Source organism: Ideonella benzenivorans (assembly GCF_020387415.1).
Lineage (GTDB): Bacteria > Pseudomonadota > Gammaproteobacteria > Burkholderiales > Burkholderiaceae_C > Ideonella > Ideonella benzenivorans.
The window spans coordinates 455,407-481,498 of sequence record NZ_JAGWCB010000018.1 but is presented as its reverse complement, the minus strand read 5'-3'; the positions used below and the strand labels follow the sequence as shown (position 1 = coordinate 481,498).

The window sequence follows — 26,092 nt, the reverse complement described above, 5'->3', positions numbered from 1 at the left end:
TCCCCCCAAGTTCGCATGTCCGACACCCCCACCATCGTCATCCACGAGGGCCTGCAGGCCTACATCGACCCGCTGCGGCCGGAAGAAGAAGAGGCGCTGGAGCAGAGCCTGTTGGCCGAGGGCTGCCGCGAGGCGCTGGTGCTGTGGGGCGATGTGCTGGTGGACGGGCACAACCGCTACCGGCTGTGCACCCAGCACGGCATCCCGTTCCGCACGGTGCAGAACCCGCGCCTGAAGACGCTGGAGGACGTGCAGCTGTGGATGATCGACCAGCAGCTGGGGCGGCGCAGCGTGTCCAACTACCAGCGCGGGGTGCTGGCCCTGCGCAAGCGCGAGCTGCTGGAGACCCGCCGCAGCGCCCGCATGGCGGCGCTGGCCGACGCGGCCCCGGTGGCGGTGGAGGCCGCCGCCCCGGCGCAAGGCGAGGCGGCCACGCCCCCTTGGGATGGCGAGGGCACACCGCCGGCCGAGCCGGCCGGGGCCGCGGCGCCCACCGCCGAGCCCAAGCCGCTGGACAGCCGCGAGGCAGTGGCCAAGGCGGCCCGCCTGTCCAGCGCGCAGGTGCAGATGATCGAGAAGATCCAGCACCAGGCGGCGCCCGAGGTGGTGGCCGCGGTGCGGGCGGGCACGCTGTCCATCAACGCGGCCGCCGCGGTGGCCACGCTGCCGGCCGAGGAACAGGCCGCCGCCGCGCAGGCCGGCGCCGATGAGCTCAAGCAGGCCGCCAAGCGGGTGCGCGAAGCCAAGCGCAAGCCCAAGGCCGCCGCAGAGGGCAGCGCCCCGGCGGACGGCGGCGAGACGCTGGACGGTCTGCGCCAGCGCGTGGCCGCGCTGGAGGCCGAGAACGCCGAGCTGCGGCGTCAGCTGGCGGCTTTGGGGGCCACGCCGGCGGTCTGAAGCTCGGCCCGGGCGGCGTAGCGCCGGGCCAGGATGGCGCAGACGAAGAGCTGCAGCTGGTGATAGAACATGATGGGCAGCACCACCGTGCCCAGCACCGGGTTGCCGGCGAACAGCAGCCGCGCCATCGGCACGCCGGAGGCCAGCGTCTTCTTGCTGCCGCAGAAGACGGCGACGATCTCGTCCTCCACCGCAAAGCCCAGGCGCCGCGCCAGCCAACGGGTGAAGGCCAGCATCGGGAACAGGAACAGCGCGACGCCGACGAAGACCAGCAGCAGCAGGCTGGCGCCGTGGCGGGTCCACAGGCCGTCGGCCACCGCGTCGCTGAACGAGCACCACACCAGCATCAGGATCACGCCGCGGTCCACCAGCTGCGTGACGGGCTTGATGCGCTTGAACCACTCGCCCACGAAGCGGCGCGCCACCTGGCCCAGCACGAAGGGCAGCAGCAGCATGCGGGCCACCTTCAGCATCGTCTCGCCCAGCGGCATGGCGCCGCCGTCCACGCCGGTGTGGAACATCAGGCTGGCCAGCAGCGGGGTGAGCACCACGCCCAGCAGCGTGGACAGGCTGGCGTTGAGCACGGCGGCGGCCACATCGCCCTTGGCCAGCGCGGTCATCGCCACCGACGACGACACGGTGGACGGCAGCACCGCCAGGTAGAAGAAGCCCAGCCGCAGGTCCGGCGGCACCCATTGGCCGAAGGCCGTGTCCAGCACCCACCACCACAGCGGGAACAGGGCGTAGGTGCACAGCTGCACCAGCAGGTGCAGGCGCCAGCGGCTGGCGCCCTTGAGCAGGCTCTCGGTCGAGAGGCCCATGCCGTGCAGGAAGAAGATCAGGAAGATGCCGATGTCGGAGGCCTGGTCCAGGTGCAGCCAGCCGCCGCTGCGGCCGATCTGCGGGGCCAGGCTGGCCACGATCACCGCGGTGATCATGCCCAGCAAAAAGACATCGGCCTTGCCGTGCGCGCCCTGGCGGCGGGCGGGGGGGGTGCGGGGTGCCAACAACATGGTGCGGAGTGCGTTCAACAGGATGCGGTTAGGCTAAGGGCTGTGCGCGCGCGCGGCTGTCTGCGCTGCGCCAAGCCATGCCGTCAAACCGCCAAACTGCCCTGTTGCACCGCCCCCAGGCCGAGCGCCGCATCCCGCGCCTGGCCGCGCTGCCTCGGCCGGTGCTGGCCCGGGTGGAGGCGCTGGCGCCCGGCGCCTGGAGCGCGCCGCACCAGCACCCCTGGGGCCAGCTGTCGTATGCGATCGAGGGCGTGCTGCAGGTGGAGACGGCCGATGGCTGCTTTCTGGCGCCGCCCGAGCGCGCGGTGTGGGTGCCCGCCGGGCTGGAGCATTCGATCCACAACATCGGCCCGGCGCAGATGCGCAGCCTGTATGTGCAGGCCGGCACGCCCGGCCTGCCCGCGCGCTGCCTGGTGCTGGACATCGCCCCGCTGCTGCGCGAGCTGGTGCTGGCCGTCTGCGGCCTGCCCGAGCGCTACGAGGAAGACGGCCCGGCCGGCCGGCTGGTGGCGGTGACGCTGGACCAGCTGGCCGTGGCCCCGCCCGCCGCGCTGGACCTGCCGCTGCCCACCGACGCGCGGCTGCGCAAGCTGTGCGCCGCGCTGCAGGCCGAGCCGGCCGACCCGCGCACCTGGGCCCAGTGGGGCGAGGCGGTGGGCCTGAGTGAGCGCTCCCTGGTGCGGCTGTTTCACAGCCAGACCGGCCTGACGCCCGGCGCCTGGCGGCGGCGCCTGCGCCTCTTGCTGGCCCTGGGGCCGCTGGCAGCCGGCACCAAGGTGGCCGCCGTGGCGGCCGAGTGCGGCTATGCCTCGCCCTCGGCCTTCATCACCGCGTTCAGCGCCGAGTTCGGGCTGACGCCGACCCAGATGTTCGCCACCCCATGACGGCCAAGGCGCTGCCTGCCATCGACCCGGCCCGCTGCACCGGCTGCGGCCGCTGCGTGGGCCTGTGCCCGCCGCAGGTGCTGTGGCTGGAGAGCGCCGACCCGCGCGGCTGGGGCCCCAAGCACGCGGTGCTGCACGACGCGCCGGACTGCACCGGCTGCGCGCTGTGCGCGGTGCACTGCCCGTTCGACGCCATCCACATGGCGCGGGTTCAGCGGGCGGGCTGATAGCCGTCGGTCAACGTCTTCAGAAAGGCCACGATGTCCTGCACGTCGGCCTCGCTCAGCGGCGGCTTGGCGCCGCGCTGCGGGCCGAAGGGCGCGTCCTGGTTGAGGTTGGCGCGGTAGGCGGCGGGCAGGTCGTCGGGCACGCGCTGCGGCCGGCCGTGGGCGTCGCGGTAGAGCTTGTCCGGCTGGGTGTCCCGCAGGCTGTAGAAGCGCACCGCCTCGTCCAGCCGGTGGTAGACCCCGTTGTGGAAGAAGGCCTGGCGGGTGGCCACGTTGCGCAGCGACGGGGTCTTGAAGCGGCCGCAGTAGTCGGCGTGTTGGCGCAGGTCGGTGCGCAGCGGGCCGCACAGCCCCAGGTCGAAGAAGGCCGGGTTGGCGTTGGCCGGCAGCGTGCGGTTGCGCGGCACGCCCAGCGCGATCAGCCCATCGTCGGTGAAGCGGGGGAACACCCCGCGCCGGATCGCGCTGATGTGGCAGCTGGCGCAGTTGCCCTGGTCGGGGTTGTTGAACACCGCCAGGCCGCGCCGCTCGGCCGCGCTGAGCTGGGCCTGGCCGCGCAGGAAGGCGTCGTACTTGCTGCTGTAGGGCGAGAACTCGGCCGGGTTCTGCTGGAACACCTCCAGCGCCAGCAGCAGGCCCTTCCAGGCCAGGTCGGGGTGCGCCAGCACATGTGGGCCGAAGGCCGCCTTGAAGGCCGTGGCGCTGGGCGAGCGGCCCAGGCGCGCCACCACATCGGCCGGGCTGGTGTTGGCCATCTCGTTGGGGGCCAGCAGCGGGATGGCGGCCTGCTCGTGCACGCTGGCGGCCCGACCGTCCCAGGTGAAGCCGCCGGTGGGACCGGCGTCGATGCTGTCGTCGCCCTCGGACTCCTGGTAGTGCTCCGAGAAGCTGGGCGTGGCCGCGCGGTACATCAGCGAGGGCGCGGCACGCAGGCCGATCTGGTCCAGCCGCGGGCCGCCGCGCTGGGTGGACAGCGCATTGGGTGGGCCGAAGGCATGGGCCGGGTCATGGCAGCTGGCGCAGGCCATGCGCCCGGAAGCCGACAGGCTGCGGTCGAAGAACAGCACCCGCCCCACGCGGGTCAGCGTGGCGGCATCGGGCTGGTGTTCGTACACGGTGCCGTAGAACGAGGGCGTGGCCAGGGTGGCGAAGGCCGCACCGGCCAGGGTCAGCGGCGCCAGTCGGCGCAGGAAGGTGGAGAGGTTCAAGGGAGCTCGGTGGTCTGAACTGCAGCCGGGTTTATAGGCGCATGAAGCTGTCCGGTCGGTGACATGCCCGAGAGACATGACGCCGTGATGGCACATCACCAAACTGTCATGCGCTCTGCCGATGCTGCCGCGACGTTAGCCACTTCTTCACCGAACGCCATGATCCGACACAACCGCCCCTTGCGCGCGCTGGCGGCCCCCGCCGTGCTGCTGGCCGTGCTGGGCACCAGCGGCTGCAACAGCCACTCGCAAGACACCACGGCCGCCCTGCAGGACGACATTCAGAACATCGTCGTCATCTACGCCGAGAACCGTTCCTTCGACAGCCTGTTCGGCAACTTCCCCGGCGCCGAAGGCTTGTCCACCGTGATGGACAGCCACGGCAAGCCAACCAGCGCCTATGTGGCCCAGGTGGACCGCGACGGCAGCGCCCTGAGCACCCTGCCCCCGGTCTGGGGTGGCGTGACCGCTGGCGGCATCACCCCGGCCGTGACCCAGGCGCAGAGCGCGGGCCTGGCCAACCAGCCCTTCAGCATCGAGACCGCCTTCCAGACCTCGGCCAACGCCACGCTGGACCTGACGACCGTCACCCGCGACATGTACCACCGGTTCTTCGAGAACCAGATGCAGATCAACGGCGGCAAGAACGACCAGTTCGTCGCCTGGGCCGACTCCGGCGCCATGGTGATGGGCCAGTTCGACAGCAGCAGCTCGGCCCTCTACAAGCTGGCCCAGCAGTACACCCTGGCAGACAACTTCTTCCAGGGCGCCTTCGGCGGCTCCTTCCTGAACCACCAGTACCTGATCTGCGCCTGCGCCCCCGAGTACCCGAACGCTGACACGGCCACCGCCGCGCCCAGCATCGCCGTGCTGGACAAGGACAGCAGCGGCAACTACACGCACAACCTGAGCGTGGCGGCCTCCAGCGCCTCCTCGGCCATGGACGGCAAGCCCAGCTTCGTGCTGAGCGGCAACATCACGCCGGCCAACTACTTTGGCGATGGCAAGTTCTACGCCATCAACACCATGCAGCCGCCCTACCAACCCAGCGGCAACGCGCCGGCGGATGTGAGCGGCAACAACGCGCTGTACGCCAACACCGCCAAGAGCACCACGCTGCCGGCGCAGACCGCCACCCACATCGGCGACCTGCTGACGGCCAAGGGCGTGAGCTGGAAGTGGTACGCCGGCGCCTGGACTTCGGCCACCGCCGACGGCACCCAGGCTGCCAGCGCCACCCGCTCGGTCATCTACGCCGGCAACAGCTATGGCGTGGCCACCAGCGCCAACGTGGACTTCCAGCCGCATCACCAGCCGTTCAACTACTACGCCGAGTTCGACCCGGTGACCCACGCCACCGAGCGTGCCAACCACCTGCAGGACTACAGCAACCTGGTGGCCGACGCGGCCGCCGGCACGCTGCCGGCCGTCGCGTTCTACAAGCCGGAGGGTCTCTACAACCAGCACCCGGGCTATGCCAACGTGAAGGATGCGGACCAGAAGATCGCCGACCTGGTGGCCAAGCTGCAGGCCAGCCCGCAGTGGAAGCACATGGTGATCGTCATCACCTACGACGAGAACGGTGGGCAGTGGGACCACGTGGCACCCCCGACTGCCGACAAGCTGGGCCCGGGCACCCGCATCCCGGCGATCATCGTCTCGCCCTACGCCAAGAAGGGCGCGGTGGACCACACCCAGTACGACACCGCGTCGATCCTGCGCCTGATCACCCGCCGCTTCGGCCTGACCCCACTGCCGGGCCTGACCGCGCGGGATGAGGCGCTCAAGGCCGCCGGCGGCAAGGCCATGGGCGACCTGACCAACGCGTTGAACCTGTGAGGCCCCGGGGCTGAGCCCCCACCGGCCCCGCGGGGTTGGTGTCAAATCCGCGGCGCGGGTCCTTCGGGGCCCGCGCCGTTGCCGTTTCTGGAGCCCCGCCGATGAAGACGCCCGCCCTGCCCCGTCGCCCCCACTGGATGCCCCTGGCCCTGGCCGCCGCCCTGAGCCCGCTGGCCCCCAGCCAGGCCGCCCCGCTGGACGCCGCGCTGCGCGAGAAGGTGCAGAACATCGTCGTCATCTACGCCGAGAACCGCTCCTTCGACAACCTGTTCGGCCGCTTCCCTGGCGCCGAAGGGCTGGACACGGTGCTGGACGCGCAGGGCCGGCCCACGCCCGCTTACGCCCCGCAGCGCGACCGCGACGGCCGCGTGCTGCCGGTGCTGCCGCAGAGCTGGGGCGGCGTGACCGCGCCGGGGGTGAGCCCGGCCGTGACCCAGGCCCAGAGCGCGAACCTGCCCAACCGCCCGTTCGACCTGGCCACGGCCTTCCAGGCCTCGGCCGGTGCCACGCTGAGCACCGCCACCGTCACGCACGACCTGGTGCACCGCTTCTTCGAGAACCAGATGCAGATCGACGGCGGCAAGAACGACCAGTTCGCCGCCTGGAGCAATGTGGGCGGCCTGGTGATGGGCCACTTCGACACCCATGACGCGGCCCTGACCCGGCTGGCCCGCGAGTACGTGCTGGCCGACCACTTCTTCCAGGGTGCGTTTGGCGGTTCCTTCCTGAACCACCAGTACCTGATCTGCGCCTGTGCGCCCGAGTACCCGAACGCCGACACCGCGCCCGCCCACCCCAGCCTGACCGAGCTGGAGGTCGACGCCCAGGGCCGCCCCCTGCCGCGCCTGAAGCTGGCGGCGCGCAGCCCGGCCTCGGCGCTGGACGGCCGGCCGGTGTTCGCGCTGGCCGGCAACCTGGCACCGAAGAACTACTTTGGCGATGGCACCTTCCGCGCCGTCAACACCATGCAGCCGGCCTACCAGCCCAGCGGCAACCCGCCGACCGACCCGCAGCACCCGATGCGGGCCGACCCGGCCAAGGGCACCACGCTGCCGCCGCAGACCAGCGCCACGATCGGCGACCTGCTGACGCAGAAGAAGATCGGCTGGGCCTGGTACGCCGGCGCCTGGGCCGAGGCCCTGGCCGATGGCCAGCAACCGGCCAGCGCGAAGCGCCGGGTGATCTACGCCAGCGAGTCGAACGGCGTCACCTCGCCCGCAGCGCCGGGCTTCCAGCCGCACCACCAGCCGTTCAACTACTACGCGGCCTTCGACCCCGAACAGCACGCCACCGCCCGCGCCGAGCACCTGCGCGATGGCCGCGCGCTGCGCAAGGACGCCGCCGCAGGCACGCTGCCGCCGGTCGCGTTCTACAAGCCCGAAGGGCTCTACAACCAGCACCCGGGCTATGCCAGCGTGGCCGAGGGCGACCGGCAGATCGCCGAATTGGTGGCCGCACTGCAGGCCAGCCCGCAGTGGCCACACATGGTCATCGTGATCACCTACGACGAGAACGGCGGCGCCTGGGACCACGTGGCCCCGCCGCGCGGCGACCTGCTGGGCCCGGGCACCCGCATCCCGGCGATCGTCGTCTCACCGCTGGCCCGCAAGGGCACGGTGGACAAGACGCCCTACGACACCGGCTCGGTGCTGCGGCTGATCAGCCGGCGCTTTGAGCTGCCGCTGCTGCCCGGCCTACGCCAGCGCGACGAAGCGCTGAAGGCCCACGGCCAGCCCGCGATGGGCGACCTGACCGCGGCGCTGCGGCTGGACTGAGCGTCAATGCACCGGCGCGCCGCTGACGGGCGTGCGCACCGGCGCCTCGGGCACGAAGACCCACAGCAGCACGTAGAGCAGCAGGCCGGTACCGCCGAACAGCATCAGCAGCACCGCGATCAGGCGCCAGATCCACGCGGCCAGGCCGGTGATCTCGGCCAGCCCGCCGCAGACGCCGCCCAGCCAGCGGTCCTCGCGGCTGCGGCGCAGGCTGTTGACCCGCTCCACGAACGGCGCCGCCGCCGTCGGCGCGCCGCTCAGCACCCGGGCCTTGGCGCGGGCGAATTCCTCGTCGCTCAGTTGCCCGCGGGCATGCAGTTCGGCCAGCTGGGCCAGGTCATCGGCGTCGGACATCGTGGGCTCCCGAAAAGAAGTGGAGGGGAAGAATGGCCACAGTGTGGCGCGCCGCTCCTCAACCCGCCACCCCCAGGCGACGGGAGGGCCTGCCGGCGGCATGGGGCGCGGGACAGCCCGACGGAACGCGACCCGCCCTCAGCCCAGGCAGCGCTGCAAGGCCCGCACCGCCGCCTGCCGACAGGCGCCCCCCGGCGCCAGACCGTGGGCCGCATGGTCCTGGCAGGCATGGACCAGCTTGATCACATGGTCGTCGTTCTGGGCGCAGGCCGCGGCGCGCAGCGCGGGCCAGGCCGGCAGGGCGTGCTGCTCGGCCAAGGGCCTGGGCATGGCGCGGTGCAGCGGCGCGGCCAGCCAGCCGGCCACCACCACCTGCCAGAGGACCCCGGCGTCGACCCCACCCGGCAGCCAGGGCAGCAGCACCCGCACCGCCCGCAGGCCAGTGACCAGATGCAGCACGGTAAAGTCGCCGGTCAAGGCATAGCCCTGCACCGCCAGCGGCACCAGCCGGGCCAGGGCCTCTGCCAGAGGCAGGCCTTGCGGCGCCTGGGCCAGCAGCCCGCGGTACAGCGCACTGCGGCCCGCCTCGGCCATGCAGTGGCTGATCGACGGTGCCGTCAGCGCCAGTTCGCCGCCCGCCGCCTGCAAGGCCACCGCCCAATCGGCCAGGGGCAGCGGATCGGTCGCCGCCACCGCAGGCAGCGGGCGCCAGCGGCTGGCCCAGAGGGCCAGGCCCGCCGCCAGCTCACCGTCATGAGCAGCCTGCAACGCGTGGGCCACGCGGATGGGGCCATGCAGAGCAGCCGCCCCCAGGCCAGGCCAGAGTGCCGGCAACACGCCGCGCACCCAGGCCTCGGTGCCGTGCAGGGCCAGGCCCTGGGCCATGGCCTCGCGCAGCGGACCGTAGGCGTCAGGTTGGCCCAACAGGCGCTGCCAGCCCGGGACGAGGCGCCCCGAGGCCACGGAGGCCTCCCCCGCCGCGGGCCACGCCAGCCCTTGCCCGGCCAGGTAGTGATCGGCAAACCCTGTCAACCGGTCTGCGCCAGCCCCCAGACTGGCCAGCGCGTGCAGGGCCATCGACAGATGGTTGGTGTAGCCGTTCGGCAGGTCGGGGCGCAGGGCGGCACAACGGTCCAACAAAGCGGGCAGGGTCATGGCAGGGGCTTCCGGCAGCTGAGAAGATGGGGGCCATCCTGCAAGTTAAAGTGAACTTGATGTCAAGCACCCCGTCATCCCAGGTCCTGAGCATTGGCGCGTTGGCCCAGCGGGCCGGGCTGGCACCCAGCGCGATCCGCTTCTACGAGCAGCAGGGGTTGATGGCCTCGCAGCGCAGTGCCTCGGGCCAAAGGCGCTACACGCGGGCCGACCTGCGTCGGCTGGCCTTCATCCGCGCGGCCCAGACCCTGGGCCTGTCGCTGGAGGAGATCCGCGCCGCGCTGGCCAGCCTGCCAGAAGGCCGCACGCCCACCAAGGCCGACTGGGAGCGGCTCTCGCGCGGCTGGAAGACGCTGCTGGACGCGCGCATCGCGGCCATGACGCGGCTGCGCGACCGCCTGGGCAGTTGCATCGGCTGCGGCTGCCTGTCGCTCAAGAGCTGCGCGCTGTACAACGCCGACGACGCGGCCGCCGTGCGCGGCCCCGGCGCGCGCTATCTGCTGGGCGAGGCCCCGGCCACGCAGCCCGCAGCAAAAGCCGCGCCAATCACGCCGCCCGCAGGCAGTCGACGATCTGCAGCCGGGCGGCCCGCCAGGCGGGAATGAAGCCGCCGACGAAGCCCATGGCCAGCGCGAAGACCAGGGTCTGAACGACGATGCCCGGGGTCAGCTTGAACTGGAAGGCCAGTTCGGCGAAGGTCTGGAAGTTGGTGGTGCTGATGTTGACGGTCTGCATCAGGCTGGCACCGGCCAGGCCCATCAGGCCGCCCACCAGGGCCAGCAGCAGGCTCTCGCCCAGGAAGGCGACCAGCACCGCGCCGCGGCGAAAGCCCAGGGCGCGCAGCGTGCCGATCTCGGCGGTGCGCTGGGAGACGGCGGCGAACATGGTGATCATCGCCCCCACCACCGCGCCGATGCTGAAGATGATGGACAGCGCCGTGCCCAGGATGCGGATGAAGGTGGCCAGGGCCTGGCTCTGCTCCTCGTAGAACTGCACCTCGGGCTTGGCCTCCACGGTCAGGCGCGGGTCGGCGACGATGACGGCCTGCTGGCGCGCGAAGCCGTCCGGGTCGGCCAGGCGCCAGAGCACCACCGAGTAGGCGCTGCGGCGGAAGGCCTGCATCATCACGTCCACATCGCCCCAGATCTCGCTGTCGAAGGCGGTGTGGGCGGCGTCGAAGATGCCGACGATGCGCCACTCGCGCCCGGCAAAGCGCAGGCTCTGGCCCAGCAGGGCACCGGCAAAGCCGTCGCTGACCGCGCGGCCGACGATGATCTCGGCGCTGCCGGGGCGGAACATGCGCCCGGCCACCAGCTGCACCTGGGGCCGCAGCGCCAGGCCGGCGGCCGAGGTGCCGCGCATGGTCAGGTTGCCGGCCTTGGCGCTGTCCTTCTTGGGCAGGGCGTTGAGCACCACGGTCTCGGCGCTGACCAGGCGCTGGCCGTCGGCCCCGCGGGCGATGCCCGGCAGGCTGGCCAGGACGGCGGCCTGGGTTCGGTCCACCCCGCTGCTGATCTCCGAGGGCGAGCCCTTGCGCAGGGCGATGACGTTGTCGGGCCGGCCGGTGGCCACCAGGGTGGCACGGATGCCCTCGCTCATCATCAGCACGGTGGCGAAGGTGTAGACCACCAGGGCCATGCCCCCGGCGGTGAGCAGGGTGGTGACACGCCGCACCCAGAGGTTGCGGGCGATGTAGGACAGCGGCACGGCCTTCATGCAAGCCCCCTCATGCCATGAACCTCAGGCCGCTGACGATGTCGATGTGGCTCATGCGCCAGGCCGGCCAGGCCGCGGCCACCGTGCCGACGAGCAGGGCCGCGCCGATCTGCAGGCCCATGGTCAGCGGCGTGATGTGGAAGGCCGGCAGGAAGCTGCCCAGCGCATGGGCGATGCCGGCCACCGCCGGGAAGGTGGCCAAGAGGCCCAGCGCGCCGCCGATCACCGCGATCAGCAGGCTCTCGCCGAAGAGCAGGGCGACGACGAAGCGCGGCGGGAAGCCCAGGGCCTTGAGCGTGGCGTACTCGGACAGGCGCTCGCGCGCGGTCATGGTCATGGTGTTGGCCATCACCGCCATGATGATGACGATGATGATGAAGCTCACCGCCTGGATGGCCGCCAGGATGGCGTCGCTCATCGAGACGAAGCTGAGCTGGAAGGCGGCCTCGGTCTCGCTCAGGGTCTCGGCCAGGGAGTTGCGGAACTCGGCGTCGATGTGCTGAGAGATGAGCGCGGCATTGACCGGCTGGTCGATGCCGACGATGAAGGCGCCGGTGCTGTCGCCGCGGCCGGGGAAGCGCTGCTTGATGCTCTCGTTGACCAGCTCGTAGTGGACAAGCATCTGGTTCTCGTCGGTCTTGGCCTCGGCGCCGGTCCAGATGCCGCGCAGCGTGAAGGTCCAGGTGCCGGGGTAGATGGTGCCGCGCAGCGGGATCTGGTCGCCGATCTTCCAGCCGTACTGGGCGGCCAGCTTGCGGCCCACCACCGCGCCCTGGCGGTCGCGGATGAAGGCCTCCTTCTCCTCGGGCTTGAGCACGTATTCGGGGTAGAGCTGCAGGTAGCTGGCGGGCTCCACCGCGAACTGGGGGAAGAAGTTCTTCTCGCTCTGGTAGATGCCGCCAAACCAGTTGGCCCAGCTGACCGTGGTGACGCCATCGACCGCCTTGATGCGCGGGGCGTAGCTCAGCGGCAAGGCGAAGGTCAGCGAGATGGCGCTGCGGGTGACCAGGCGGGTGCTGGAGCTGGCCTCCACCCCGGCGTACCAGGCGCCGATGAGGGTGCGCAGCAGGCCGAAGGCGGTGATGGCCACGACCAGGCCGAGGATGGTCAGCCCGGTGCGCAGCCGGTGGCGAAAGGCGTTGCGCAACAAGAGCTTGAGTAAAAACATGTCTACGCCGGCGCCTCGTCCACCAGCACGCCTTTTTCCAGGTGCACCATGCGGTGGGCCCGGGCGGCGGCCTTGGGGTCGTGGGTGACCATCACGATGGTCTTGCCCAGCTCGCGCACCAGCGCGTCCATCAGCGTCAGCACCTCCTCGCCGGTGACGCGGTCCAGGTCGCCGGTGGGCTCGTCGGCCACGATCAGGACCGGGTCGGTCACCAGGGCGCGGGCGATGGCCACGCGCTGCTGCTGGCCACCGGACAGTTCATTGGGGTAGTGCTCGGCGCGGTCGCTCAGGCCCACCATGGCCAGCACCGCCTCCACCCGCTCGGCCCGCTCGCGCGCCGACAGCGGGGTGAGCAGCAAGGGCAGCTCCACGTTCTCCCAGGCGCTGAGCACCGGCAGCAGGTTGTAGAACTGGAAGATGAAGCCCACGTTCTGGGCCCGCCAGTCGGCCAACTGGCCCTCGCTGAGGGTGGCGATGTCCACCCCGCCGATCTCGATGGTGCCGCTGCTGGGGCTGTCGATGCCGGCGATCAGGTTGAGCAGGGTGCTCTTGCCCGAGCCGGAGGGGCCCATCAGCGCGACAAACTCGCCGGGCATCACGGTGAGGTGGATGTCCAGCAGCACGGGGATGGTCTGGTCGCCGCGCCGGTAGTGCTTGCCCAGCGAGCGGATGCGGATCAGCGGCGTGGGGTCAGCGGCCATTCACTTGGCTCCCGCGGCGGCCACCTTGACCCGGGCCTGGTCCTTCAGGCCTTCGGGCGGCGAGAGCACCAGGCGGTCACCGGCCTTCAGCCCGCCGGCCTGGCGCAGCTCGACCACGTCGCCCAGGGTGCGGCCCTTGGCCACGGTGACGGCGCTGGCCTTGTCGTCGGCGCCGACGCGGAAGACCACCTCGTGCCCATCGCGGATGGCGATGGCCTGCGGCGGCACGGCCAGCACCGGCTGCTGGTCGGCGGCGCTGACGGCCTGGGACAGGAAGCTGACCTTGGCGCTCATCTCCGGCAGGATGCGCGGGTCCAGCTGTTCGAAACGCACCTTGGTCATCACCGTGGCCTTGGCCCGGTCCACCGTGGGCACGATGCGCGAAACACTGCCGCGAAAGCGCACGCCGGGGATGGCGTCCAGCGTGATCTCCACCGGCTGCTCGGGCTTGACCTGGGCGACGTTGGATTCGGAGACATCGGCCTCGACCTCCAGCGTGGACATGTCAGCCACCGTCACCACCGCACCCGAGGTGCCCGAGGCATTGGAGAAGGGCGTGATCAGGTCGCCCACATTGGCGTTCTTGACCAGCACCACGCAGTCGAAGGGGGCGCGGATCTCGGTGAAGTCGCGGTTGACCTGCTGGACCTGCACCTGGGCCCGGGCCTGCGCGATGCCGGCCTGCGCGGTGCCCACGCCGGCCTGGGCCGCGGCGGTGGCGGCCTGGGCCGCCTGGGCCTGGGTGCGCGCCGTCTCCACCGCCTGGGGCGAGACGAAGTGATCGGCCGCCAGGCCGCGCACCCGGTGCAGGTTGTCCTCGGCCTGCTCCTGCTGGGCCTGGGCCTGGGCCAGGTTGGCCTGGGCCTGCTTCAACGCGGCCTCCGCCTGCTGCACGCCAGCCTGGCTGGCGGCCAGCGAGGCCAGCACGTCCGAGGCATCCAGCCGGGCGATCAGCTCGCCCTTCTTGAGCACGCTGCCCTCGCGCACCTGCAGGTCCACCAGCCGGCCGGTGGCCTTGGAGGCGACGGCCGCGCGGCGCTGGGCCACCACATAGCCCGAGGCGGCCAACAGGTTGTACTGCTGCGAGCCGTAGGCCGTCTGCACGGCGGTGGCCTGCACCTCGGTGGTGTGGGGGCCGAACAGGCCCACCGCCACCGCGATGCCCACGCCCACCGCCAGCACCACCGGCCAGCGCCGTCGACGCCGGTGCACGGCCGCGCCACGCTGGATCTGGAGCCCGGCCAGGCCGGGATGGGCCGGCGGGGGCGAGGCGGGGGCAGGCGACGAGGGGGGGAAATCGGCCATGGACGAAGGGGGCAGATCCGGGGAGGCCAAGCATGCCATGAGAAACCCCCTGGCCCTGTGCACGAAAGCGGGGTTGATAACGTTGGAACCTCGTGATCCGGACCGGCTCAGACACCGGTGCCCCGCATTTCCGCCACAAGGAACCCGTTGTGAACCGTCGAGACTTCTCCCTCCAGACCGTCGCTGCCCTGCTGACCGGGACGCTGGCCGCCTGTGACCAGACCCCCGCCCAGGCCGCCGCGCCGAGTGTGACCAAGCTGCCCGCGCAGCAGGCCTACGGGCTGGCCGCCAAGGGCCAGGGCTTCGTGACGGGGCCGATGATGGCCGCCAACACGGTGTACGTCTTCTTCGACACCACCTGCCCGCACTGCGCCCACCTGTGGGAGGCCACCCAGCCGCTGGCCGGCAAGGTGAAGATCGTCTGGATCCCGGTGGGCTTTCTGCAACCCAAGTCCAGCACCCAGGGGGCGACCATCCTCTCGGCGCCGGACCCGAAGGCCGCCATGACCCTCAACGAGCAGCGCCTGATGGCCCGCCAGGGCGGCATCACGCCGGCCGAGGGCCTGTCGGACGCGGTGCTGCAAAAGGTCAAGGGCAACACCGCGCTGCTGCTGCAGATCGGCAGCGACAGCGTGCCACTGATCGTCTTCCGCAACGCCAAGACCGGCGAATACGGCACCCAGGCAGGTGCGATGGACACCGCGCAGTTCGTGCAGATGGTGGGGCTCTGACACCCCGCCCCGCCCATGGGGGCTAGGGGTCGCGCGTGAAGGACACCGCGATCGCCACCTTCATGGGCTTGGGCGGGCGCGCCAGCGGCGCACTGGCCAGCGCGGCGGCCAGCGCCCTCTCATCCAGCACGGGGTGGCCACTGCTTTCCTGAAGGGCCAGCGAGCCGGGCTGGATCTCGCCGCTGGCGGTGATGGCAAAACGGATCACTGGCGCGCCGACGACACCGGCCGCCCGCGCCTCGGGCGGATAGACCAGGCGGGACTGGATGGCCTGGCGCAGCGCCCGCAGGTACTGCTGGATGGCCGCAGCCTCGTCCTGTGGTCGGGGCCGGATGGTCTGCGCCGCCCGCGCCTCCGCCGCCGCGTGGGGCGGGGTGGCGTCCGGCCCGGGCGTCACGGGGGCCTGGGCCCCCACTGGCGCCACCATCGGGGATGGCGCGGGTGGCTCGGCCACCGCCGGGGTGGGATGGCGCGGCAATGGCCGTTGGGCCCCCGGGCTGGGGGCCGGCGGTGTGGGCCGAGGCGCCTGGGCCACGCGGGGCGCCGCGGGACGGGGCGGCGCCGGTGGGTGGGCGTGCCGGGGACCGGCCTGCGCCTCGACCTGGCGCGTGCCCACCAGCCCGGCCAGGTCCAGCACCAACGCATGGTGGCGCGGTGGCGGTACCGGCGCGGCCACCCGCCCCGTCCCCCAGAGGCCCAGCAGCAGCAGGGCCCCATGCAACAGCAGGGAGCCCCCCAGCCCCTGGGCCCAACCCCAGCGTGAGGGCGCCAGGGGGTTCACGGCCGCCCGGCCTGGGTCTGCACCGCCACCTGGGCAAAGCCCAGCTGCTGGAGCAGATCGGCCACGTCGATGAAGTGCTGCAGCGACACCGCCTGGTCCGCCCGCAACAGCAGCGGGGTGGCCCGGTCCACTGCGGCCAGGCGCTGGCGCAGCTGCGCCGTGCTGACCGCCTCGCTGGCGTAATGGATCGCCCCGCTCGCGCTGATGGCGATGGTCTGGGTGGGCCGCGCTGCGGGCGGGCTGGCACTGGCCTGGGGCAGCTGGATGGGGATGCGACCGCTGGCGATGAAGCTGGAGGTGGTCAGCACGATGGTCAGCAGCACCAGCATGATGTCGATGAACGGCACCATGTTCAGGCTTTCGAAGGACTTCTCGCTGCTCATGCCGGCGCCCCCTCGGCCCGGCCGATCTGCCACTGCAGCGTGAGCACCGTGACCCGCCGCAGCAGGCTGTTGTAGAGCACCACCGCCACCAGCGCCACCACCAGGCCCGCCGCGGTGGCCTTCAGCGCCAGGGCCAGCCCCATCATGATCTGCCCCGGGTCAACGGCCGCGCCCTGGCCCATCCTGTAGAAGGTCAGCATGATGCCCAGCACCGTGCCCAGCAGGCCCAGGTAGGGCGCATTGCTGGCCACCGAGGCGATGACGAACAGCTTGCGGGTCAGCGCCAGCTCCAGCGAGGGGCGGTCCGGCACGCTGCGCAGGTCCAGCCGGTGAAAGAACAGCACGCGCTCCAGGCCGATGGCCACCACCAGCACGCTCAGCATGCCCAGCAGACCGATCACGCCGTAGTCGATCACACCGCTCAAGCCATTGAGATTCATGTCCATCCTCCTGGGTCAGAACGCCAGCCCGGCCTGGGCCAGCACGCGGGTTTTGCCACTGCCGTCCTCCGGCGCGGCCCCGACGGCCCGCGCCACCTGCAGCTTGCCCACCCAGTCGCCCCAGCGCCCCGCCCAGCCCAGGCCCAGGTCGGCCAGGTGGTGGGCGCGGACGGTGGTGTAGCCGCCGTCCTGCAGGGCCACCCGGCCCGCGTCGCCAAACACGCCCAGGGACTGGCTGAGGCCCGCCAGCACGGGCAGCGCGTAGCGCAGCTCGGCACTGACCACGCAGCCGTTGTCGCCACTGACTGCCTCGCGGTAGGCCCGCACGCCGTTGGGCCCGGCCAGGTTCATCTGCTCGCTGCTGTCCAGGTTCTTGTTGTGCAGGGCCTTCTGGGCCGTCAGCTGGGCGCTGGCGGTCCAGGCCGGGTTCAGGTTCAGCCGCAGCTGCAGGCCCAGGTTCAGGTGGGCGAAGGCGCCACCGGTGCTGGCGCCCGCCTCGTTGAGCGCCCGCTGCGCGGCGTCGGTGAAGTCCAGCTCGCCCACGGTCAGGCCCAGGGTGACCTGGCTGTAGCTGGGCGCATTGAACAGGCTGCCCCAGGCCTCGTGCTGCAGACCCAGCGTGGCCACGGTGGCGTCCTTGGGGTTGCGGGACCGATCGGCGTCGATGTCGTCGCGCAGATGGCGGGCCGCCAGGTTCAGGCTGACGACCAGGTTCTGCATCCGCCCGCGCAGCACCGGATAGCTCAGGGTGGCCTCCGCACTGTCGGCCGTGCCACTGGCGCCCAGGTCCTGGTAGACGCTGCCCAGCTCGTAGGTGGTCTTGCTGCCCGCCAGCTCGGCACGCAGGCCGTCGCTGCCCAGCGGCACGCTGTAGGCCAGCCGACCACTGACCAGACCGCCGCCCTCGGCATTCATCGCGTTGAGCGACAGGCGGTCGGCGCCCCCCAAGGGGGAGTTGACGTCCAGCCCCAGGCTGAAACGGTTCCGGCCGGTGTAGCGCGAGCCCTGGTTGTCGCCCAGCAGATAGCCGGCCACCCGCGGGCCCGCATCCACCTCGACCTCGAAGTCCGAACTGCCCGGCGCCTGGCCCGGGCCCACCGTCAACCGCGGCAGCGACGCCCCGGGCATGTCGCCGACCAGCAGCATCGCGCGCTCCAGACCGGCGCGGGTGACCGCGCCCTGACCCTGCAGCGACTGGAACACCGGCCGGACCAGGTCATCGGCGACCCGGGACCGGTTTTTCAGCGAGAACTGCCCGAAGTGCCCGACCAGGACGCGCAGCAGCAGCGTGCCCGCGCGCGCGTCCTGCCGGGGCACATAGGCGCGCGCCACCAGGTAGCCACGCTGGCGGTACAGCGCGGTGATCCGACCGGCGGCGGCCTCGATGTCGACCATGCGCAGGGGGCGGTTCAGGAAGGAGACCAGTTCGGCCTGCAGTTCGGCTTCGTCGATGAACTCGGCCCCCTCGAAGCGGAAGGCCTTGAGTGTCAGCGTGGCACCGTCGGGCAGGCTCAACGGCGCCTCCTCGCGGGTCTGGATGACCGGTGCGGGCGGTTGGGCCGGCGCCGGGGTGCGCTCGGGCTGGACGGCCTTCAGCGCATCGCCAATGCCGTAGGGCGGCGGCGTCACCGTCTGCGCCTGGCCGGCCCCGGCCCCCACGGACAAGGCCAGCGGGACCCACCAGCGGCCAGACCAACCCAAGCGAAAGGACGGAACACGCATGGCAGACCGCATTGACGTCAAGAGGGGGGAAGGAACCAGCAACCGGCGGCTCATGGCTGGACCGCCGGACGGGAAGTGGCCGGCGCCGTGTTGCTGTCGTCCAGTTCATAGACCTCGCCATCCACCTCGATGCGCCGGATATGGGCGGAGAAGCGTCCCGGCTCGCTGATGACCAGATGGCTGTCCAGGGCCGCAGCGCGCGGTTGCCCACGGGCCGCCTCGCTCGGCGCGTCCGTCCCCTGGCGGGTCGCGCGTTGCACCTCGGCCATGGCCTGGGCGGCCTGGCCCGTGCCACGCTGCACCCGCACCTGCAGGGCTGCCTGCTGCGCAGCCGCCTGGGCCGCCGCCTCTGCCGCGGCTTGCGCGGCTGCCTGGGCCGCTGCCTGCGCCGCGGCTTGCGCGGCCGCCTGGGCTGCTGCCTCTGCCGCGGCTTGCGCGGCCGCCTGGGCTGCTGCCTCCGCCGCGGCTTGCGCGGCTGCCTGGGCTGCTGCCTCCGCCGCGGCTTGCGCGGCTGCCTGGGCGGCTGCCTGCGCCGCGGCTTGCGCGGCCGCCTGGGCCGCTGCGTCCGCCGCCGCCTTGGCCGCCGCATCGGCAGCGGCCTGCGCTGCAGCCGCCTCGGCCGCCGCCTTCGCTGCAGCTTCCGCCTCGGCCTGTGCCGCTGCCTCTGCCGCGGCCTGGGCTGCGGCGGCCTCCGCGGCCACGTCGTGGTAGCTGCTGTGGGTGATCGTGCCGGTGTTGCGGCCCGTCAGCTTGTCATCGCCCACCGCCGTGGCCCCCGTCACCACGCCGGTGGCGGTGGAGTCGCTGATGCTGCCACTGTTGACCGCCACCAGCCCTCCCGAGGCGTAGTACGCCCCATCCACGGCGCCCGAGGCGCTGGAGCCGGTGATGGTGCCGGTGTTGCCCCCCACCAGGCCCCCGGCGGCGTAGCTGCCCGTCACGTTGCCGGTGGCATACGAATCGGCAATGCTGCCGTTGTTGAGGGCGGCCAGGCCCCCCACGTACTCTCCGGAAACATCCCCGGTGGCATGGGAGCCGCTGATCTGCCCGGCATTCGTGCCCACCAGCCCCCCCGCACTGTTGTTGCCAGTGGGGTCCACATTGCCGGTGGCATAGGAATCCGAGACGCTGCCCCCATTGCTGCCCACCAGCCCGCCCATGTAGCTGTTGTTGCCGGTCACCTCGCCAGTGGCAGACGAGCGGGTGATGGTGCTGCCCGACAGGTTCTCGCCGACCAGGCCGCCCACGTCGGCAGGGCTGTCGGTCGACAGGCCGGTCACCGTGCCGGCCGCCGACGAGCCGCTGATGCTGGCGCCATAGCTGTTGCTGCCCACCAGCCCGCCCACGTGGTTGCCCCCGGTGACGTTGCCGGTGGCAGAGGAGTCGATGATGGCCGCCCGGCTGCCGGCACTGATCCCGGCCAGGCCCCCGACGTCATAGGCGTTGGACGTGGTGGTCACATCGCCGGTGGCATGGGTGCGCGTGAGCACCCCGTTGCCGTTGTAGCCCACCAAGCCGCCGATGTAGGTGGCGCTGGCGCCCAGGTCGGCGCTGAGCACGGTGACATCGCCGCTGGCATGGGCATCGGTGATGCTGCCGTAGTTTTCCCCCGCGAGACCGCCCACCGCGCTGTAATAGCCTTCGAGGCCGGAGCCATAGTCGACCTGGGCGCCGGAGACCGTGGCACTGGAGGAGGACTGGGAGATGCTGCCGATGTTGGTGCCCACCAGACCGCCAACGTTGATGTAGCCGGACACCGCGCCACTGCTGTGGCTGTTGCGGATGGTGCCGTCGTTCTCGCCCGCCAGCGCGCCGACGTACAAGGGGCCGTCCACCTGGGCATCGACCAGCCCCAGGTCCCGGACGGTGCCGGTGCTGGTGATCAGGCCGACCAGGCCCAGGTTGTCGGTGCCGCCATAGGCCTCGGAGAGGGTCAGGTGGCTGATCGTGTGGCCCAGGCCCGCCAGGGTGCCCGACAGCGTATTCACCAGCGCGGCGCTGTAGGGGGTGCCGGACGCGTCCAGATCCTCGGCCAGAGCGTAGTGGCCAGCGGCCAGGCCACGCACATCGTCCAGCACGGCCAGGGCCGCCATGTCATGCACCAGTGTGTAGGCCGTGCCGTTCAGGCTGAGGCTGGCGTTGGCGCCACGGAGGGTCACCGATGCGCCGGCGTCGGTGTCAATGCGGTAGTCGCCCCCGTAGTTCAGAGCCAGCCCGGCCTGGGTCCCGGTCGCGGTGATGGGGGCGTTGATGGCGATGTCGTGGGTGGCGGTCAGGGTCAGCAGCGTGTCGGCCGACCAGCCGATCGCATCGTTGATGTGGAGGTCGCCGTCCGAGCCGCTGCCGCTGGTGGACGCCAGCGTGATGTTGTTGGTGGCCAGCAGGGTGCTGAGCGTGCCCGCGCTGATGTCCCCCTCCGCGCCCACGGTGAAGCCATCGGGGTCGATGGTCCAGGTGCCTGTCGCGCCGTGGGCGGCCTGGGTGGTGATGACCGCACCGTCGGCCACCCGGACGGACCGCCCGGAGCTCTCGATGCGCCCGCCAGCGCCGCCGGTGGGCGCCGAGGCGTCCAGCGTGCCGGAGACCTGGGTGGTGCCGCCGATGGCATGGAGCAGGATGTCGCCCTGGAGATCGTCCAGCGTGCGGGCCTGGATGATGCCGCTGTGGTTGACCTGGCTGCCCAGCAGTTCGTCGGCGGCCTGGGCGGTGAGGACCACCGCGCCGCCATCGGCATAAATGGCCCCCCGGTTGTCCACCAGCGCATCGAGTGCGCCCTGGTCCAGGCTGACGCTGAGCAATGAATCGCCGTTGAAGTTCAGGCGGATCTTGTTGCCGCTGGCCAGGGCCACCGTGCCCCGGGTGGCCACGATCACGCCCTCGTTGCGCACCTGTTGGCCCAGCAAGGCCACGTAGCCGCCGGTTCCCACGTTGAGCGTGCCCAGGTTGACGACGGCACCAGCGCCATCGCCCTGGAAGACATGGCGCCCGGCCTCGAAATCCGCATCGCTGATGTCACGGGTACTGGCCACCAGGCCCGCCGTGCTGACGCTGCTGCCCTGGCTGAACAGCACGCCATTCGAGTTGATCAGGAAGACCTGGCCATTGGCATGCAGGGCCCCGTCGATCACGCTGGTCTCGTTGCCGATCACCCGGTTGAGGAGGACGGACGAGGCATTGGGCTGGTTGAAGTTGACCGTTTCCTGCGCGCCGATGCTGAAGCTCTGCCAGTTGATGGCGGCCTTCTGCGAGGACTGGTGGACGGTGGTGACCCCGCCGCTCTGGGCGATGGTGGCGCTGCCGCGGGTCACCACGCCGCCCTGGGGCGCGGCCCACAAGGACGGTGTGCAGCACAGCGCGGCGATGGCCAGGCAGAGCTGGCGCGGGGTGAATGACGGTCTGCTCATCTGTGGATCCTCCTTGCGCAGCGCGCTCTTCTTTTGCGGGACGATTCGGGCCGCCGCACCGGGCAGCAGAGGGCACCGCCCATGCCGGCGGCGCCCCGTCGTCATCACGACGACGTCGTCAGGTAGCAGTAGCTCTGAATGATGGTTTTGGCGGCCGCCGTCTGGACATAGGCCGAGAAGTCGTCCACCGCGGCATCGCTGGCCCCGCTGCGGCCGCGGATGGCCACCGCGTTCTGCAGCAGGCGGTCGTGCGGCGCCCCGCCGTCCACCGCCGAGGGCGTGTACTCGTAGTAGCTGCCGGTCAGCGTGCTGCGGATGGCCCCGGTGCTCGCATCGCACAGCAGCGACTTGGCGACAAACCCCAGGTTGGGATAGGACGTGGCCCCCGTGCTGGCATTGACCGCGTTGTAGGTGGACGTGATGGTCGCGTACTGGGAGAACTTGGCGTCGTAGCTGCCACCTGGGTAGGTGATGCCGGTGACCCGGGCCATCACCTGCTGCGCGGCCGTGCCGTAGGGCGCGGTGCTCGGGTTGGCAATGGCCACCTGACCATTGGCATAGGCATGGCCGGCGGGCGAGGGAAAGCCGGCATAGCCGGCGGTGCTGACATCGGGACCGTACTTGGACCACAGCACCAGCTTGCCCTGTGCATAGAAGTACGGCGTCTGGACCACCCCATAGCTGCTGAGCGTGCTGGCCAAGGCGGCCGGGGTCGTGTCGTCAGCGGCAAAGAGCAGGTCGTACGGCGTCGCGCCGCCGGCGGTGACGGCATTGCTGATGGCCGAGGCGAGATCGCCGGTGGCGCCCGAGGTGACGGTGAAGGTGGAGCTGGAGTAGGTCCAGCCCGCCGCCTTGTAGGCGGTGACCAATGCGTTGAGCGGCGCCAGGAAGTTGGCCGCCACCGCGACCTTGACCGTGGCGGCCTGGGCGCCGGACGCCCCCAGGGCCAGCGCGATGGCCGCCCCCCCCAACAACCGTTTGCCCATGGAAATGCGGAACATGATTTCTCCTGAGAACATTCGAAATCTCCAGGCGTGCCGGGGCAGGCCCCTGTGACCTGGAGCGACTCAAGGGAGCACTGCTCGACGATGTCCTGCCGGGGTTTCCCAAGTTCCCCGGCGACGTCTCCGCCCACCCCCGATGGCCCCGCGGTGGGCCTGATGGGGATGCCGGATGGGTTCGTTATTTATGTTTCTATACAACGAACGGGAAAACCCTCAGCAATCGGCATGCCAGAGATCGCGCTCCCTCGGGAGCCCCCTTCCCAGGGGGCATGGCGCTGCCGTGGCTGTCGCATTTGTGACGTCTGACGCACACGCTATGTACAAAACAATACAGCGCGACATGCCACGGCCCCGCGACTGCGGCGCGGTCCGCCGGCAGGCGTTCAGCGCCAGCGTTCGGCGCTGGCGATCACCCCGCCCCCCAGGCAGACCTCGCCGTCGTACAGCACGGCCGACTGGCCAGGCGTGACGGCCCACTGCGGTTCGGCGAAGTCCAGCTGCAAGCTGGCCCCGGCACCCGCCGCCAGCGTGCAGGGCGCATCGGCCTGGCGGTAGCGGGTCTTGGCCGCGATGGCGCCGGCCGCCGGCGGCTCGCCGGCCACCCAGCTGGTGTCGTCGGCCACCAGGCTGCGGTACTGCAGCCAGGGGTGGTCGTGACCCTGCACCACGTAGAGGATGTTGCGCTCCAGGTCCTTGCGGGCCACGTACCAGGGGGCGTGCTCACCGCCACCGCGCTGCGACTTCTTTTCCTTCACGCCGCCGATGCCCAGGCCCTGGCGCTGGCCCAGGGTGTAGAAGGACAGGCCCACGTGCTCACCCAGCTGGCGGCCGCGGTCGTCCAGGATGGGGCCGGGCTGGTTGCTGAGGTAGCGGTTGAGGAAGTCACGGAAGGGCCGCTCGCCAATGAAGCAGATGCCGGTCGAGTCCTTCTTCTTGGCGTTGGGCAGCTGGATCTCGGCGGCGATGCGGCGCACCTCGGTCTTGGGCAGCTCGCCCACCGGGAAGATGGTCTTGGACAGCTGGGCCTGGTTGAGCCGGTGCAGGAAGTAGCTCTGGTCCTTCAGCGGGTCCAGGCCCTTGAGCAGCTGGAAGCGGCCGTCCACCTCGCGCACCCGGGCGTAATGGCCGGTGGCGATCTTGTCGGCGCCCAGCCGCATCGCGTGGTCCAGGAAGGCCTTGAACTTGATCTCGGCGTTGCACAGCACGTCCGGGTTGGGCGTGCGGCCGGCCTGGTACTCGCGCAGGAACTCGGCGAAGACACGGTCCTTGTACTCGGCCGCGAAGTTGACATGCTCGATCTCGATGCCCAGCACATCGGCCACCGAGGCGGCGTCCAGGAAGTCCTGGCGCGACGAGCAGTACTCGCCGTCGTCGTCGTCCTCCCAGTTCTTCATGAAGATGCCGATGACCTCATAGCCCTGCTGCTTGAGCAGCCAGGCAGAGACCGAGGAATCGACGCCGCCGGACAGACCGACGACCACACGTTGTGAAGCCATGTCCCGGATTGTAAAAAGCCGGGGCCGGTCTGGCCCGGGTGGGGCTTAGGCGGCGGGTCCGCCGGTGTAGACGCTGGGGTCGGTGTGCAGCAGTTCCAGCGGGTGGCGCTGGCCGGCCCGGTACAGGCCGATGCTGTCCAGCACGAAGTGGCTGCGATGGCGTTCGCGGCTGGCCCGCAGCTCGTCCCAGCTCAGCCAGTGGTTGGCCACCACCGGGCTGTCGTAGACGCGCCCGGGCACCGGCTCGGCCACCGTGCCGGCGAAGGCGAAGCGCAGGAAGGTGATGTCCTCGTCGCCGCGCGGCGGCAGCCGGCCCATCTGGATGCCCACCAGCGCCTGGGGCTGGAAGGGGCGCATGGTCTCCTCCAGCACCTCGCGCACCACGCCATCGAGCAGGCTCTCGCCGGCTTCCAGATGGCCGGCCGGCGTGTTCAGGCGCAGGCCGCGGGAGGTCATCTCCTCGACCAGCAGAAAGCGGCCGTCGCGCTCGATCACGGCGGCCACGGTGACGTTCGGTTTCCAGCGGGAGGCACCCATGCCTGCATGGTAACCAGCCTGAAATCCACCTCCGTTCTGGGGGGTGGCAGGCCCCTGGCGTCGGCCCGGTGCGACAGCCCGTCCACGGCCCCGCCACAGACCCCGCATTGCCTGTAAGCTGGCCGTCAACGACGGACCGCGACACGACGGGCCGCGCCCACCCACCCGAGTGCAGGAACGAGGAGAGAGACCCATGTGGATCGGTGTGCCGCTGGAAACAGCGGCTGGAGAGACCCGCGTGGCCGTCACGCCCGAGACGGTCAAGAAGCTGGTGGCCCAAGGCCATGGCGTGAAAGTGCAGGCCGGCGCCGGCCTGGCGGCCAGCGTGCCCGATGCCGCCTATGAGGCTGCCGGCGCCACGTTGACGGACCGCAACGGCGCCTTCGGCGCCGAGCTGGTGCTGAAGGTGCAGCGCCCCTCGGCCGACGAGCTGGCCCTGATGAAGCCCGGCACGGCCCTGGTGGGCATGCTCAACCCCTTCGACAAGGACGGCCTGGCGGCCATGGCCGCCGCCGGCCTGTCCAGCTTCGCGCTGGAGGCGGCACCCCGCACCACCCGGGCCCAGAGCATGGACGTGCTGTCCAGCCAGGCCAACATCGCCGGCTACAAGGCGGTCATCATGGCGGCCGACCGCTACGGCAAGTTCTTCCCGATGCTGATGACCGCGGCCGGCACGGTGAAGGCGGCCAAGGTCGTCATCCTGGGCGTGGGCGTGGCGGGCCTGCAGGCCATCGCCACCGCCAAGCGCCTGGGCGCCACCATCGAGGCCTCGGACGTGCGGCCCTCGGTGAAGGAGCAGGTGGAATCGCTGGGCGCCAAGTTCATCGACGTGCCCTACGAGACCGCCGAGGAGAAGGAGGCCGCCGAGGGCGTGGGCGGTTACGCCCGGCCCATGCCGCCGAGCTGGCTGGCGCGCCAGAAGGCCGAGGTGGCCAAGCGCGTGGCGGCGGCCGACGTGGTGATCTCCACCGCCTTGATCCCCGGCCGCGCCGCACCGGTGCTGATCACCGAGGAGATGGTCCAGGCCATGAAGCCGGGCTCGGTGATCGTGGACATCGCCGCCGGCAAGGGCCCGGGCGGCACGGACGGCAACTGCCCGCTGACCGAGGCTGGCCGCACGGTCGTCAAGCATGGCGTGACCATCGTCGGCGAGACCAACCTGCCGGCGCTGGTGGCCGCCGATGCCTCGGCCCTCTATGCCCGCAACGTGCTGGACTTCCTCAAGCTGGTGCTGCCCAAGGACGGCGGCGCGCTGACGATCCCGGCCGACGACGACATCGTGGCCGCCTGCCTGGTGACCCGCGACGGCGCCGTGCTGCGCGCTTGAACCTCTTTCACCCCTGAATCAATCG

Annotated in this window: 24 protein-coding genes; 8 read left to right on the top strand and 16 right to left on the bottom strand. The window is 71.2% G+C overall.

Annotated elements, in window-relative coordinates; genetic code table 11:
* Window positions 1-15: 15 nt before the first annotated feature.
* A complete protein-coding gene (locus KGA65_RS18660) occupies window positions 16-897 on the top strand; it encodes a ParB N-terminal domain-containing protein (protein ID WP_225864622.1) in 882 nt (293 codons plus the stop codon).
* Here the strand turns inward: KGA65_RS18660 and KGA65_RS18655 are convergent.
* A complete protein-coding gene (locus tag KGA65_RS18655; RefSeq protein ID WP_225864621.1) occupies window positions 861-1,910 on the bottom strand; it encodes a bile acid:sodium symporter family protein in 1,050 nt (349 codons plus the stop codon). The genes KGA65_RS18660 and KGA65_RS18655 overlap by 37 nt on opposite strands.
* 104 nt (window positions 1,911-2,014) lie before the next feature.
* On the opposite strand from KGA65_RS18655, the gene KGA65_RS18650 reads away from it, so the two are divergent.
* Both KGA65_RS18650 and KGA65_RS18645 read left to right on the top strand, forming a co-directional pair.
* A complete protein-coding gene (locus tag KGA65_RS18650) occupies window positions 2,015-2,794 on the top strand; it encodes a helix-turn-helix domain-containing protein (RefSeq protein ID WP_225864620.1) in 780 nt (259 codons plus the stop codon).
* Entirely contained in the window at window positions 2,791-3,021 is a 231-nt protein-coding gene (locus KGA65_RS18645) for an ATP-binding protein (protein WP_225864619.1), read from the top strand. Before KGA65_RS18650 ends, KGA65_RS18645 begins: the two co-directional genes overlap by 4 nt.
* Here KGA65_RS18645 and KGA65_RS18640 read toward each other — a convergent pair.
* A complete protein-coding gene (locus tag KGA65_RS18640) occupies window positions 3,006-4,229 on the bottom strand; it encodes a cytochrome-c peroxidase (RefSeq protein WP_225864618.1) in 1,224 nt (407 codons plus the stop codon). The two genes, KGA65_RS18645 and KGA65_RS18640, sit on opposite strands and share 16 nt — an antisense overlap.
* A 159-nt stretch (window positions 4,230-4,388) precedes the next feature.
* Here KGA65_RS18640 and acpA (KGA65_RS18635) point away from each other — a divergent pair, with 159 nt between their 5' ends.
* Together acpA (KGA65_RS18635) and acpA (KGA65_RS18630) are read left to right on the top strand one after the other, a co-directional pair.
* Complete coding sequence (acpA, locus tag KGA65_RS18635) at window positions 4,389-6,068, top strand: acid phosphatase (protein ID WP_225864617.1); 1,680 nt, start codon at window positions 4,389-4,391, stop codon at window positions 6,066-6,068.
* A gap of 101 nt (window positions 6,069-6,169) precedes the next feature.
* Window positions 6,170-7,843, top strand: a complete 1,674-nt coding sequence (gene acpA / locus KGA65_RS18630) for an acid phosphatase (RefSeq protein ID WP_225864616.1) — start codon at window positions 6,170-6,172, stop codon at window positions 7,841-7,843.
* Window positions 7,844-7,846: 3 nt separating this feature from the next.
* On the opposite strand, the gene KGA65_RS18625 is transcribed toward acpA (KGA65_RS18630), so the two are convergent.
* Window positions 7,847-8,197 (bottom strand): PspC domain-containing protein, encoded by a 351-nt coding sequence (locus KGA65_RS18625; protein WP_225864615.1) that lies wholly within the window; start codon window positions 8,195-8,197, stop codon window positions 7,847-7,849.
* A gap of 138 nt (window positions 8,198-8,335) precedes the next feature.
* Window positions 8,336-9,352 carry a questin oxidase family protein gene (locus KGA65_RS18620; protein ID WP_225864614.1) on the bottom strand — a complete coding sequence of 339 codons (1,017 nt, stop codon included), beginning with the start codon at window positions 9,350-9,352 and terminating at the stop codon, window positions 8,336-8,338.
* A gap of 59 nt (window positions 9,353-9,411) precedes the next feature.
* Between KGA65_RS18620 and soxR the strand changes: the two genes are divergently transcribed.
* Window positions 9,412-9,957 (top strand): redox-sensitive transcriptional activator SoxR, encoded by a 546-nt coding sequence (soxR, locus tag KGA65_RS18615; protein ID WP_225864613.1) that lies wholly within the window; start codon window positions 9,412-9,414, stop codon window positions 9,955-9,957.
* On the opposite strand, the gene KGA65_RS18610 is transcribed toward soxR, so the two are convergent.
* Genes KGA65_RS18610 through KGA65_RS18595 form a run of 4 tightly spaced genes read right to left on the bottom strand, consistent with a single transcriptional unit; the run spans window position 9,899 to window position 14,242 of the window.
* Window positions 9,899-11,068: an ABC transporter permease gene (locus tag KGA65_RS18610; protein ID WP_225864612.1), complete on the bottom strand. Its 1,170-nt coding sequence runs from the start codon at window positions 11,066-11,068 to the stop codon at window positions 9,899-9,901. The genes soxR and KGA65_RS18610 overlap by 59 nt on opposite strands.
* A 10-nt stretch (window positions 11,069-11,078) precedes the next feature.
* Window positions 11,079-12,236, bottom strand: a complete 1,158-nt coding sequence (locus KGA65_RS18605) for an ABC transporter permease (RefSeq protein ID WP_225864611.1) — start codon at window positions 12,234-12,236, stop codon at window positions 11,079-11,081.
* Between the two features lie 2 nt (window positions 12,237-12,238).
* Window positions 12,239-12,937: an ABC transporter ATP-binding protein gene (locus KGA65_RS18600; RefSeq protein WP_225864610.1), complete on the bottom strand. Its 699-nt coding sequence runs from the start codon at window positions 12,935-12,937 to the stop codon at window positions 12,239-12,241.
* A complete protein-coding gene (locus tag KGA65_RS18595) occupies window positions 12,938-14,242 on the bottom strand; it encodes an efflux RND transporter periplasmic adaptor subunit (RefSeq protein ID WP_225864609.1) in 1,305 nt (434 codons plus the stop codon).
* Window positions 14,243-14,391: 149 nt separating this feature from the next.
* Between KGA65_RS18595 and KGA65_RS18590 the strand changes: the two genes are divergently transcribed.
* Window positions 14,392-14,973: a thioredoxin domain-containing protein gene (locus KGA65_RS18590; RefSeq protein ID WP_225864608.1), complete on the top strand. Its 582-nt coding sequence runs from the start codon at window positions 14,392-14,394 to the stop codon at window positions 14,971-14,973.
* A 22-nt stretch (window positions 14,974-14,995) separates the two neighbouring features.
* Here KGA65_RS18590 and KGA65_RS21120 read toward each other — a convergent pair whose 3' ends face one another.
* From KGA65_RS21120 to KGA65_RS18545, 8 genes are all read right to left on the bottom strand, one after another.
* A complete protein-coding gene (locus tag KGA65_RS21120; protein ID WP_310740990.1) occupies window positions 14,996-15,754 on the bottom strand; it encodes a TonB family protein in 759 nt (252 codons plus the stop codon).
* Window positions 15,751-16,137 carry an ExbD/TolR family protein gene (locus KGA65_RS18575; protein ID WP_225864607.1) on the bottom strand — a complete coding sequence of 129 codons (387 nt, stop codon included), beginning with the start codon at window positions 16,135-16,137 and terminating at the stop codon, window positions 15,751-15,753. The genes KGA65_RS21120 and KGA65_RS18575 overlap by 4 nt, the downstream gene beginning before the upstream one ends.
* Window positions 16,134-16,577, bottom strand: a complete 444-nt coding sequence (gene exbB, locus KGA65_RS18570) for a TonB-system energizer ExbB (RefSeq protein WP_310740989.1) — start codon at window positions 16,575-16,577, stop codon at window positions 16,134-16,136. Before exbB ends, KGA65_RS18575 begins: the two co-directional genes overlap by 4 nt.
* A gap of 15 nt (window positions 16,578-16,592) precedes the next feature.
* Window positions 16,593-18,299 carry a ShlB/FhaC/HecB family hemolysin secretion/activation protein gene (locus KGA65_RS18565; RefSeq protein WP_225864606.1) on the bottom strand — a complete coding sequence of 569 codons (1,707 nt, stop codon included), beginning with the start codon at window positions 18,297-18,299 and terminating at the stop codon, window positions 16,593-16,595.
* Window positions 18,300-18,349: 50 nt separating this feature from the next.
* Complete coding sequence (locus KGA65_RS18560) at window positions 18,350-21,703, bottom strand: GLUG motif-containing protein (protein WP_225864605.1); 3,354 nt, start codon at window positions 21,701-21,703, stop codon at window positions 18,350-18,352.
* Window positions 21,704-21,807: 104 nt separating this feature from the next.
* Window positions 21,808-22,704 carry a substrate-binding domain-containing protein gene (locus KGA65_RS18555; protein WP_225864604.1) on the bottom strand — a complete coding sequence of 299 codons (897 nt, stop codon included), beginning with the start codon at window positions 22,702-22,704 and terminating at the stop codon, window positions 21,808-21,810.
* A gap of 386 nt (window positions 22,705-23,090) precedes the next feature.
* The gene (gene mnmA / locus KGA65_RS18550) at window positions 23,091-24,203 is read right to left on the bottom strand and encodes a tRNA 2-thiouridine(34) synthase MnmA (protein WP_225864603.1); all 1,113 of its coding nucleotides are present in this window, start codon (window positions 24,201-24,203) and stop codon (window positions 23,091-23,093) included.
* Window positions 24,204-24,248: 45 nt separating this feature from the next.
* On the bottom strand, window positions 24,249-24,740 hold the full coding sequence (locus KGA65_RS18545) for an NUDIX hydrolase (protein WP_225864602.1): 492 nt from the start codon (window positions 24,738-24,740) through the stop codon (window positions 24,249-24,251).
* Between the two features lie 193 nt (window positions 24,741-24,933).
* Between KGA65_RS18545 and KGA65_RS18540 the strand changes: the two genes are divergently transcribed.
* Window positions 24,934-26,067, top strand: coding sequence for a Re/Si-specific NAD(P)(+) transhydrogenase subunit alpha (locus tag KGA65_RS18540; RefSeq protein ID WP_225864601.1), 1,134 nt, complete (start codon window positions 24,934-24,936; stop codon window positions 26,065-26,067).
* Window positions 26,068-26,092: the final 25 nt, after the last annotated feature.

Coding starts and splice junctions, on each gene's coding strand:
- KGA65_RS18660 (WP_225864622.1), top strand. CDS start 16: ATGTCCGACACCCCCACCATCGTCATCCACGAGGGCCTGCAGGCCTAC.
- KGA65_RS18655 (WP_225864621.1), bottom strand. CDS start 1,910: ATGTTGTTGGCACCCCGCACCCCCCCCGCCCGCCGCCAGGGCGCGCAC.
- mnmA (WP_225864603.1), bottom strand. CDS start 24,203: ATGGCTTCACAACGTGTGGTCGTCGGTCTGTCCGGCGGCGTCGATTCC.
- KGA65_RS18645 (WP_225864619.1), top strand. CDS start 2,791: ATGACGGCCAAGGCGCTGCCTGCCATCGACCCGGCCCGCTGCACCGGC.
- KGA65_RS18605 (WP_225864611.1), bottom strand. CDS start 12,236: ATGTTTTTACTCAAGCTCTTGTTGCGCAACGCCTTTCGCCACCGGCTG.
- KGA65_RS18565 (WP_225864606.1), bottom strand. CDS start 18,299: ATGCGTGTTCCGTCCTTTCGCTTGGGTTGGTCTGGCCGCTGGTGGGTC.
- KGA65_RS18625 (WP_225864615.1), bottom strand. CDS start 8,197: ATGTCCGACGCCGATGACCTGGCCCAGCTGGCCGAACTGCATGCCCGC.
- KGA65_RS18620 (WP_225864614.1), bottom strand. CDS start 9,352: ATGACCCTGCCCGCTTTGTTGGACCGTTGTGCCGCCCTGCGCCCCGAC.
- acpA (WP_225864617.1), top strand. CDS start 4,389: ATGATCCGACACAACCGCCCCTTGCGCGCGCTGGCGGCCCCCGCCGTG.
- KGA65_RS18610 (WP_225864612.1), bottom strand. CDS start 11,068: ATGAAGGCCGTGCCGCTGTCCTACATCGCCCGCAACCTCTGGGTGCGG.
- exbB (WP_310740989.1), bottom strand. CDS start 16,577: ATGAATCTCAATGGCTTGAGCGGTGTGATCGACTACGGCGTGATCGGT.
- soxR (WP_225864613.1), top strand. CDS start 9,412: ATGTCAAGCACCCCGTCATCCCAGGTCCTGAGCATTGGCGCGTTGGCC.
- KGA65_RS18560 (WP_225864605.1), bottom strand. CDS start 21,703: ATGAGCAGACCGTCATTCACCCCGCGCCAGCTCTGCCTGGCCATCGCC.
- KGA65_RS18575 (WP_225864607.1), bottom strand. CDS start 16,137: ATGAGCAGCGAGAAGTCCTTCGAAAGCCTGAACATGGTGCCGTTCATC.
- KGA65_RS18540 (WP_225864601.1), top strand. CDS start 24,934: ATGTGGATCGGTGTGCCGCTGGAAACAGCGGCTGGAGAGACCCGCGTG.
- KGA65_RS18545 (WP_225864602.1), bottom strand. CDS start 24,740: ATGGGTGCCTCCCGCTGGAAACCGAACGTCACCGTGGCCGCCGTGATC.
- KGA65_RS18600 (WP_225864610.1), bottom strand. CDS start 12,937: ATGGCCGCTGACCCCACGCCGCTGATCCGCATCCGCTCGCTGGGCAAG.
- KGA65_RS18595 (WP_225864609.1), bottom strand. CDS start 14,242: ATGGCCGATTTCCCCCCCTCGTCGCCTGCCCCCGCCTCGCCCCCGCCG.
- KGA65_RS18555 (WP_225864604.1), bottom strand. CDS start 22,704: ATGTTCCGCATTTCCATGGGCAAACGGTTGTTGGGGGGGGCGGCCATC.
- acpA (WP_225864616.1), top strand. CDS start 6,170: ATGAAGACGCCCGCCCTGCCCCGTCGCCCCCACTGGATGCCCCTGGCC.